Raw genomic sequence first — 9,443 nt, forward strand, 5'->3', positions numbered from 1 at the left:
TTTTATTTTGAAGACATACAGTCTTCTTCACGAAGGCCGTCTATCCAATCCTATCCTTCTCCAGAACCAATCTATAATGTAACTCTTTCCGATAATATTTTTAGTGCAGATTTACATGAAATCACATCACAGGATATGTCTGGAATTAAGGAATCTATTTTGGTTGCACAGAAGCAAAAAGCTGAACTTCAAAACGACTTGCAAAAGATAAAAAGGGCATTAACCTTTTCTAAAACAAAAAAGATTGTAAGTTATGTTTTCATTTATGGTCTTATCAATAAAAATACAGTTAAAAACCTTAATGAAGACATAATCGCTCAGAAAGAGGCAATTAAAGAAGCACAAATTGTTATTGATAACTCTGCCATTAATATTGATATACAGTTTGACGATCCGACCAAAAGAAAATACGAGCGTCTATATAATGCCTTTAAAAATTTAAGTACATCACACCGTATTTGGGATATTACCGGAGCACATTTTCAAGACCGCGTAGCAGCCAGATCAAATGCCAGCACATTGGTTAATAGGAGTGAAATTAAAATTGGTTTAAAATCACTACCCATTATTAAATCTAATTATGAAGCCCTATATTTTCAAAATATAAATGGTGCAGATCTTTACTTCTACCCCACTTTTGTACTGATGTACACGAATAATCAAAACTTTGCAATAATAGGTATCGATGAACTTAATCTGATTAGTACATCAGTAAACTTTACTGAAACAAACGCTGTTCCCCGGGATTCAAAAATTATTAGAAAAACATGGGCAAAAGTTAATAAGAATGGTACGCCTGATAAAAGGTTTAAAAACAATTATCAGATACCTGTAGTACTATATGGTAGAATATATCTTTCTACTTCTACTGGTCTTAATGAAGAATATCAAATAAGTAATTTTGAATTTACCCAAGAGTTTGGAAATGTATTTCAGGAATACAAAAATTTATGCCGAGTAATTGACGCAATGAATTAGAGGTAGTATCCTACTAAATCATCTTTTAAAAGTTTTGCATGTTTTTCTACTGCAACTTTACCTGCTTTATCCTGGTCAAAACAAAATAGGATTTCTTCTAAATTCTTAAATTGGCTGACCGCCTTGGTCATTTCTTCATTGAGCCACTTGGTTCCAAAACAACTTTAATGATTGAGCAAGCAATTTTGTCTTTAACAACAAAATAGGATTTAGTCCGGCTACTGAATTCAATGGAGGAAAATACTACAAAACAAATTGGAAATTAGATATATCTGTCAATTTAAAAGATAACGATGGGAAGCCCAAGGTTAACTTTGAGCTATAGTGGAAAGAAATAAACACATTTCATACATCAGGTCATATAATATCATCTGTAAATTAATAACTAAGCATCTTTAACTAATCCCTGAATATTATAGAATTTAATTGCCTTAAACTTCAGTGGATTAGTGCTCCATTCCTCCCATTTGCCACTATAGGGATCGTAACCGCATTTTAGAGGTTTGGAAACATCTAAACCTTCTTTGTTAGTGTGCGTTTGTTCTGTATAAGCTCTACAATCAGTACATATATAACGAAACTCACAATCTTTACAAATCTCTATTTCATCTTTATTAAGATGCCAGTATTTTTTGAAATCTTTTTGCCTTAAAGCTTCTTCTAATGTTGTACTTTTTACATTTCCAAAACTTTGAGACATTGCGGGACAGCTTTTAATATTTCCATGAATGTCTATACCTATTTTTTTATAAAGACAGGAATTATAGTTGATTGCCTCTAAGACTTTAGGTAAATTAGTATTAAAATACTTTAAATCTACTTTACCGCATGAATTCAATTTTATCTGCTCTTTTGTAAAATTTATAGTGAATTTATATTTATCTTTAGGTTTAAACGGGACCTTTTTACACGAATAAAATACAAAATTATAAATCCTACAACACAAGCTTTCTATTATTTCAAAAAAATCTTCATTAAAAATTTCAGAGTATTCAGAAAATATTTCTACCGAAGTTACAGTAGTATTTTTAAATACATCTTCAATATACTGAATACTTTCAATGGATAAAGATTTGTTATAAAGAATAACAATATGTTCTGTGCCAAAATTTGACAATGATTGATTCACCTTACTTAGAATATGCAAATCATCAACTTCCAGATAAGCATTTGTAATTTCATTTGGCACTGAATAATCAAATGAATAAGGAGGGAAATTAGAATCCCAATCACCTTTTGTAATAAAGCCATATTCATCGTTTAAAAGTATTTCAATATACTCTTTTACGAATTCCTGTGATTCTAAATCATAAGATTTGATAGTATCTTCGATTGATTTTTCTTTAAGTTCATCAATGACCTCATTAAACTCTAATGGGAATAATTCTGTCTTTTCTCTTTGTAAGTCAGTAACTAAAATTCTATGAACACCCTTTGTAATTAAAATATTACTAAATAAATTAAAATAATTCACAATAATCTACTAATTGATTTATATGGTCTTGACCTATTGAGATAGTCTGTTTGGTATTTTTCACATTCAACATAAAAAGTAAGGCTGGATCTACTTTTAATGATAACCATACTTTTAGAAAATTCGATATGCTTAAATATAAGAGGTAATTTATTTTTTTCTTTAATCAATTTCTTCATAAGCTTTTTGCAATTTCATAACCTAATCCATAATTACAATGGAATGATACATTTCCGAACTGACCTACAGGATTTACTTCTAAAAAATAAATTTCATTCCCATTTTTTATAAAATCTAAAGACCCTGATGTCAAATCTAACTTATTCATTAGTATTACAATTTTCTCTTCAATATGTTTAGGTAAGTTATATCTGACATTTCTGTTCGGATTTTCTTTGTTATATTTTCGATAGTCTACTTTAGTTTGATTATCATTTTGTGAAAAAATGGCCATGGACCAAATTTTCCCATTCAGATAAAATGATCTGATTTCAAAATCCTTTTCAATCTTTTGTTGAAAGAAAGTAATGAAGAAGTCCTCTTCTTCTTTTTTCTCAACAACAGAAGTATATATAGATCCATGATAGTCTTGAAATTTTAAAATTCCATTGCCTGCAATACATTTAATAATAGTTTTATTTATTTCTACATTATCCGTATTATCCGCCAAAAAATATTCAGGAACATCAAAACCTATTTCTTTCGCTGTATCTAAAACAATAAGCTTATTAACGTGATAATTACTTTCTTTATTAATGTGGTTTTTCTTTTCTAAAAAGTTCCTGACATAATTTTCCAGCCAATGTTGGTGCTCATTCATATGAATATCGACGGCTTGACTGTCATATTTCTTTCTCAAGAATTGTAAACCACCTCTTCGATACCAAACGCTTGTAATTTCATCAATAAAAAAACAATTTCTCTGGCTTTCAATGTATATTCTTTTTTCCTTTATTCTTATTTCAAAAACTTCGTCTTCATGCACTCGAATAAAATCTTTTTCAAGTGAAATGAGCCAACGAATGATTTCGTTTGTTGCCCTTTCCTTATTTTCAGAAATTATAAGTATCATATTTACCTTTTTAAATAATCGGCATTAATTCTTTTGCTATGCTTTAATGAAGGCATTCCTATCTCATATCTATTTTTATTGACCTGGACACTATCTGATACACGTGAATTACGCACTGTACAGTACACGCAATCCTTTCCTTCCATATAAGCTCTTTTATCAATCATCTCTGCATAAGCTTCGGGTGTACATTCTCCTTTTTTCATATATTCAAACACTTTTTCCTTAAAATAAGGATAATTTTTATTGTCCAATCCTGCCATATGATTTAACATATTTCCCATTGGCATAAAAATGTTGTCATTTCCCCAAAGTCCTATTTTTTGAAGAGAAGGGAAGCCATAGTTGCTGAAAGTCCATACAAACAATTTAGCATTTTTTGCATCATTAATGCTTTGTTGTTTCTCAATGTACTTAGGCATCCTAAATTCCTGATTTCTGAAGAATGCAATGGAAAAGGAATCTACCAATTTTTTATTAAGTCCTTTTTTCCAGTCAGCGACCTTATTTTCTACTTCCAAACTATCAATTCCATACTTTTTATACAAGTCAAATAAATCTTTATCAAGTCGATTATATTTCCAATTAGGAGCTACCAAGGGAATTAATTTGTATAGGCTTTCTTTACCTCCGAAATCTAGATTATATTTGTCTGAAATAATAATATAAGTTTGGTACTCATTAATAAGATGCGAATTATGAGGAGGGTACTTCTTAAACAAATTTTGATACATCTTAAGAGCGGTTAGTGTATCACTTTTTATACGGTAAATATTGTCTATTTCGTTGACTCTATTAAGATAGGCAGTATGGTCAGATTTTCTGATCTGACAGGAAATTATCATAAATAAAATAGATAGAAAAAAAATGTTCTTATTCATTCAAAAAAATAAAAGTGATAATAATTTATATATAGATATTTAAATAATTGTGGCAATTTTGTTCATAATGATTCTATTTCATCTAAAAAGATAGATCATCATACTAAAACTATCTATTATTAAAAAACTGTCCTAGTAGGACAGTTTTTTAATTATGGTTTTGTAATAACAGGATCCGAACAATCATCGGTCAGACACTCTTGCCGTTGTATAAAAGTTCCATCAACATATGTGTCAATATCAGAGCAATTCCATTGGCTGGTAGATGCTTGTGAGAAATAATCATTAGTGGGACCTATTAGTCCCCCAAATATTGAATCTGCATTTTTTAATTTTTTGTTTTCAAAAGAAGAAATAAAATTCTTCACACCTTTTAATTTTTTCATAAAAATGAATTTTAATAGTTAATAGAATTTAAAATTATTCAATTTACACTAAATCGAACCAATTATTAATAAATCGATGCCAAATATATAAATTTATAATCCAATAACTATTTTTTTATTCATTTATTATAAAGTTTAATATTTTATTCTTACATTTATTCATATATAATTAATTATCAGTAGTTTTCATTATTATGAGACATCCTAGTTTGTAATAAATCTAAATAATAGAGCCATACAAAAATACTGATGAAACAAACTTTAATTATTTAGTATTCTTCTTTGCCTAAGCACTTTTTCAGTCAAGTTATTGGAGATTGATTTCTATGAGCCTCTACCCTTTCTATAGAAACTTCATACTGCTTTAGATCCCTTCTTTCCTCTTCAGAAGCATTCTTAACATACTCCTGTAGTTCTGTAGCTGTCTGGGTAGCCTCATATTCCGTTACTTTGAAAAATGAGAAATCAGAAGGGTTTTTAAGCTGACTGTAAAAATCGGTAAAGAAACTGGTGAACGAGCCTTCATCGGCATCAATACGGATCATTCGTTGGGAGGCTTTATTTCCCGGCAAAACTTCTTTGAGATTGCCTTCTTTATCAATACCCTGAACAAGTCCGATGGTATTGATCGTATTGTTTAATACCAGTAAAGTATCTTTTACTTTTTCTACCGTATCATTTATGTTGTTTTCTTTTTCCATTTCTTCATTACATAAGTGAATGAAGTTATAAAGCTGTAGGATATAATGAGGATATTAAAGTATAATTTGGTAATGTTTGGCATTAAGAATCCTTTACTTTCGGATCTAAGAATCCCCCATGTATTACACCCTTCAATACTCCCTATTTCATCAATTGCTCACTCTGCTGTTATATTTGCAAATGCAGAAAGCCGCCAATTTGGTGGCTTTAATGTTAATTATGGGTTGTTTCTAAATTATATATATCCCCGCCTTTTTTTGAACCTACAACTTCCATCATATGTCCTTCCCATAATAATATATCTCCCCTTTTAAAATTAATATTATTAGATGCTTGAGAAGATTTATAACCTGAAGCAAGAAATTCTTATATTTTCTATGTTATCATCAAAAATAGCCCTCGCAAATTGCGAGGGTTTATTTTTATAGATTAGCAAAGTCTATGACCTTGCGTAGCGGGGGGATTTTATTTTACAGATTATTAATAGTTTCAACTAATTCATCATATGAACTTTCTTTCTCTTCATCTATTAATTTGCCTGTATCATATTCTTCGATAATTACATTGTATTTATGGGCTTTATCATAATTAAATGTGGATACATATATTAAAATTTCGTCTATTTGAATACCTATTGCTGTAGTATCTGCTTCCCAAAAATCAACAATTTTATAATTCTGCAATGATTCTTTACTTATTTTGATAAGTAATTTGTTTATTTCAGTATTTTTATTTTCCATTATTTTAAAAATCTACTATCTGTTAATAATTTTCGCACAGTTGTATTACCACTTTGTAAAGCTTCTTTAACAGTACTGTTTAAATGTTCTGCTGGAAAAACAGATTTTATACTACCTTGTCTATGTGCGGATATAAATTCTTGCACTGTATTATCTGCATTTTCCAATATACTCATTGTAGTAGGGCTATGTATATTTAATTTAAGAGTTCTGGCTAATTTCATAAACTTACCTCCTAAATTTCCCATTCTAGCAACATTTCCAAACTTGCCTTTTCTCACATTCATTAGTAAAACTGCAGTTGCAATAACTGTTTCCTCTCCACTTTCACCTTCGCCAATTGAACTAAAAGAATCAGATAAGAGGCTTGGAACATCCATAATTAATTTTCCAACACCTTGTATATCACTTAACACTCCCTTTCCGTAACCATATCGATCTCTAAGCCACGCATTTTCTTCTGGAGTACCTGGTCTAATTGGTGCTAATAGTGATAAAGTTTCTTGAATGTCAATTCTAGAAATAATATCCGCAGCCTTAGATGTAAACTTTTTAATACCCGTTATTACAACTCCTTCAATTTCTGCAGGATTATTTGCGCCACCACGTGCATTAGGATTTTTTTCAGGATTTTTACTTTTATCTGGGCAAGTATCACAAGCTTCTCCAATCATTCCTGTTGGATCATTAAAATAAACAGGATTATTGAAAACATAAGAATATGGACTATGAGCAAACTGTAATTCGCTTAAAGGATCCACGACTCCCCATCTACCAATATCCGGCATATACATCCTTGCTCCATAATCATACATTCCCGTTTCCTGCAACTCTTTACCATTATACTTGTACTGATAAGCAGAATTACCCGCTAAACCATTATATCCATCATGCTTTAATCCAAATGGATAATAATTATTTTCTTCAATAACCTCCAATCCTGATGTACCCTTCTGATAACTCAACCTTACATTTCCTAAATGATCTGTATAATTGTAAATGTACTTATTTTTTACAAAATCATAATAACCTTCGGCTGAAGGAACGAACTGTAATACGGCATCTTTATATTGAAATCCATCCAAATAATCTGTCTGAGTTATCATAGCCGAGCTGGCAGAAAAAATCTTCCGAATTTTTACACCGTCTGCTCTATAAAGGTTAGTGCTGTTTTTCTGTGTCTGACCTGGTTTTCCTGTTATTTTACTTGGGAGATTTAAAAAATTGTATTCAATTAATTCTAAATCTTTGTCCTTGTAACTGATCATACTTCCATTTAAATCATAACCAATTTCATTTGGAGCTACAAAATAAGGGTAACCTGTAGAGTTTTGTTGTTGCTCTGTTACTTTTGTCAGTTTGTTACCTGTATAATCATACTTAAGATTATCTATTAATTTTGTATTAGGATCCCCAGAAAGTACATCTGCCGATCTTTTCAGATTGGTAATGTTTCCATTAAGATCATATTCCATCATCTCGAAATATTCTTTCGCGGAAGGATTGGTGTCTTTTTGGTAAAATCCAGCTACCAGTCTGTTCAGATTGTCATATACGTATCCATATCTTCTGAGATTATCATTAGGGATGGTAGAGGTTTTCCAGTCTACTTCTGCAATATTACCATTGTATTTTGGAAGTACTTTGAGAGTAGAATAATCCATATTAGGACTTTCTTGTCCCTCAACCTGATTGTATTTGATTTTGTATCCAAACAAATCACCTCCTAAGGCGTTAGGATCATTGATCTGGGTCACCCAACCTCTGATATTATATTTATAATCTACTTGCTGAAACGGAGCTGTAACAGTACCCCCTACCTTTTTATATTCTAATTGGGAAAGCTCGTTGTATTTGTTTCTTGCCAAAAACTCAATAGCTCCAGCACCCACCTGATGGCTATGAGATATAAGCCTGTTCTGATCGTCATAAGTAAATTTTTCTCTTATTGTCTTTTCGGTATCTGTAGCGAGTCTTTTATGTTGGGTTAAAATTTCTTTCACTACTCCTGAAAAATCCAATTGTTTTTCTACATTGGTATATCCTCCCAAATGGTTAAGTGTAAATTCTCTTATAGACCTTCCTTTAATATCGTAATAAAAATAGTTTTTAGTCCAGCTATCATCTTCGATATTCTTCACGAAACTGGAAACAGGCAGGCCTTTTGTACTCCGCCCGTATTGTTGTACATCCGAAGGGAGTACAGTCTGATCGAATACCAGAGTAGGAAAAGGATCACCTGTGAGATAGTTATCGTAGTAATTAACTGATAAGACAGTTTCTAAATCCACAAAATCTTTGCTGTAATAAATCTGCATCCCGTTTTTGGTAAATCCCTGAGCATTTCTATATTCGGTAATTACATAATTGTTCAGTAAACTCTGAAGACTTGGTCTGCCTTCTAAAGAAGAGAAAATCCCGGTATAAACCACACGCCCCAATAGATCATACTTTGTTACAAGCCATTTATTGATCTTGCGCAGCTCAGCATCTTGTGTCATAATAAGCCGATCTGCTTTGTCATAAACCATATACTCCCAACCTTTACCCGGAAGCTTCTTTTCCACCAATCTATTTTTACCATCATATCGGTATTGGTAACAAAGATCGTTTAAAGTAGTATCAGCAATCTGTAATCCCACACCCAAACCTTTAATGGCAAAAGAAGCCTTTGGTGGAATTACAAATGCAAGTTGACCATATTCATTATAGATATAATAGGTATCTGCATTATCTGTCGCATTAATTACTTTTCTCACCAAAACGGTTTGTCCTCGTCCATTTTTAAATTCTATCGTTTCATTAACATCTTCATCTTTTACAGAGTTTTTATAAAGCTGATTGGCTTTGTAAAATCCATTTAAAGAATTAGAATCATTAGATACATTTAATACAGAAGTAGTTATGTCTCCTATAGAAGTCGTGGTTGTAACATACTTTCTGACATCTGTTGAGGTATTTGTGGCATACTCAAACTTTACAGGTTTACCATTCCAAGCGGTCCCAACTTGTTTTTGTTCTAATAATCTGTCAAGAGGCGAGTTTTCAAGCGTTTTCTCTGAAAAGGCTTTTTCTCCTTGATAAATTCCAGCTGGATCACCCACTGGAAAATCAATCAAATCTGAGTTCTGTCCATAAATAGCTCCATTGGTTGTTGACTGTTGAGGAACTGGAAGATAATCCCTTGTCTGTAAATCGTCAGCAAAAAGT

General features: G+C 31.4%; 8 protein-coding genes and 1 pseudogene. 1 reads left to right on the plus strand and 8 read right to left on the minus strand.

The features are described from left to right. On the plus strand, positions 1–978 hold a 978-nt coding region (locus J7E44_RS23800), incomplete at its 5' end, for a DUF4236 domain-containing protein (protein ID WP_214834683.1). Here the strand turns inward: J7E44_RS23800 and J7E44_RS23805 are convergent. From J7E44_RS23805 to J7E44_RS23840, 8 genes and pseudogenes are all read right to left on the minus strand, one after another. Then, positions 975–1,124: pseudogene (locus J7E44_RS23805) on the minus strand (toprim domain-containing protein); the annotation flags it as partial. The gene J7E44_RS23800 and the pseudogene J7E44_RS23805 sit on opposite strands and share 4 nt — an antisense overlap. Before the next feature lie 239 nt (positions 1,125–1,363). After that, the gene (gene gwsS / locus J7E44_RS23810; protein WP_214834687.1) at positions 1,364–2,452 is read right to left on the minus strand and encodes a grasp-with-spasm system SPASM domain peptide maturase; all 1,089 of its coding nucleotides are present in this window, start codon (positions 2,450–2,452) and stop codon (positions 1,364–1,366) included. A 175-nt stretch (positions 2,453–2,627) separates the two neighbouring features. After that, on the minus strand, positions 2,628–3,524 hold the full coding sequence (gene gwsG / locus J7E44_RS23815) for a grasp-with-spasm system ATP-grasp peptide maturase (protein WP_214834689.1): 897 nt from the start codon (positions 3,522–3,524) through the stop codon (positions 2,628–2,630). Positions 3,525–3,526: 2 nt separating this feature from the next. Beyond that, on the minus strand, positions 3,527–4,369 hold the full coding sequence (locus J7E44_RS23820; RefSeq protein ID WP_214834691.1) for a hypothetical protein: 843 nt from the start codon (positions 4,367–4,369) through the stop codon (positions 3,527–3,529). Positions 4,370–4,557: 188 nt separating this feature from the next. After that, complete coding sequence (locus J7E44_RS23825; RefSeq protein WP_214834693.1) at positions 4,558–4,791, minus strand: grasp-with-spasm system A modified peptide; 234 nt, start codon at positions 4,789–4,791, stop codon at positions 4,558–4,560. A 302-nt stretch (positions 4,792–5,093) separates the two neighbouring features. Further along, a complete protein-coding gene (locus J7E44_RS23830; RefSeq protein ID WP_214834695.1) occupies positions 5,094–5,492 on the minus strand; it encodes a hypothetical protein in 399 nt (132 codons plus the stop codon). A gap of 471 nt (positions 5,493–5,963) precedes the next feature. Then, entirely contained in the window at positions 5,964–6,233 is a 270-nt protein-coding gene (locus tag J7E44_RS23835; protein ID WP_214834697.1) for a hypothetical protein, read from the minus strand. Beyond that, positions 6,233–9,443: RHS repeat-associated core domain-containing protein (locus tag J7E44_RS23840; RefSeq protein ID WP_214834699.1), on the minus strand; the 3,211-nt coding region annotated here is incomplete at its 5' end. The genes J7E44_RS23840 and J7E44_RS23835, both read right to left, overlap by 1 nt.

The organism is Chryseobacterium sp. ISL-6 (assembly GCF_018613715.1).
GTDB lineage: Bacteria > Bacteroidota > Bacteroidia > Flavobacteriales > Weeksellaceae > Chryseobacterium > Chryseobacterium paludis.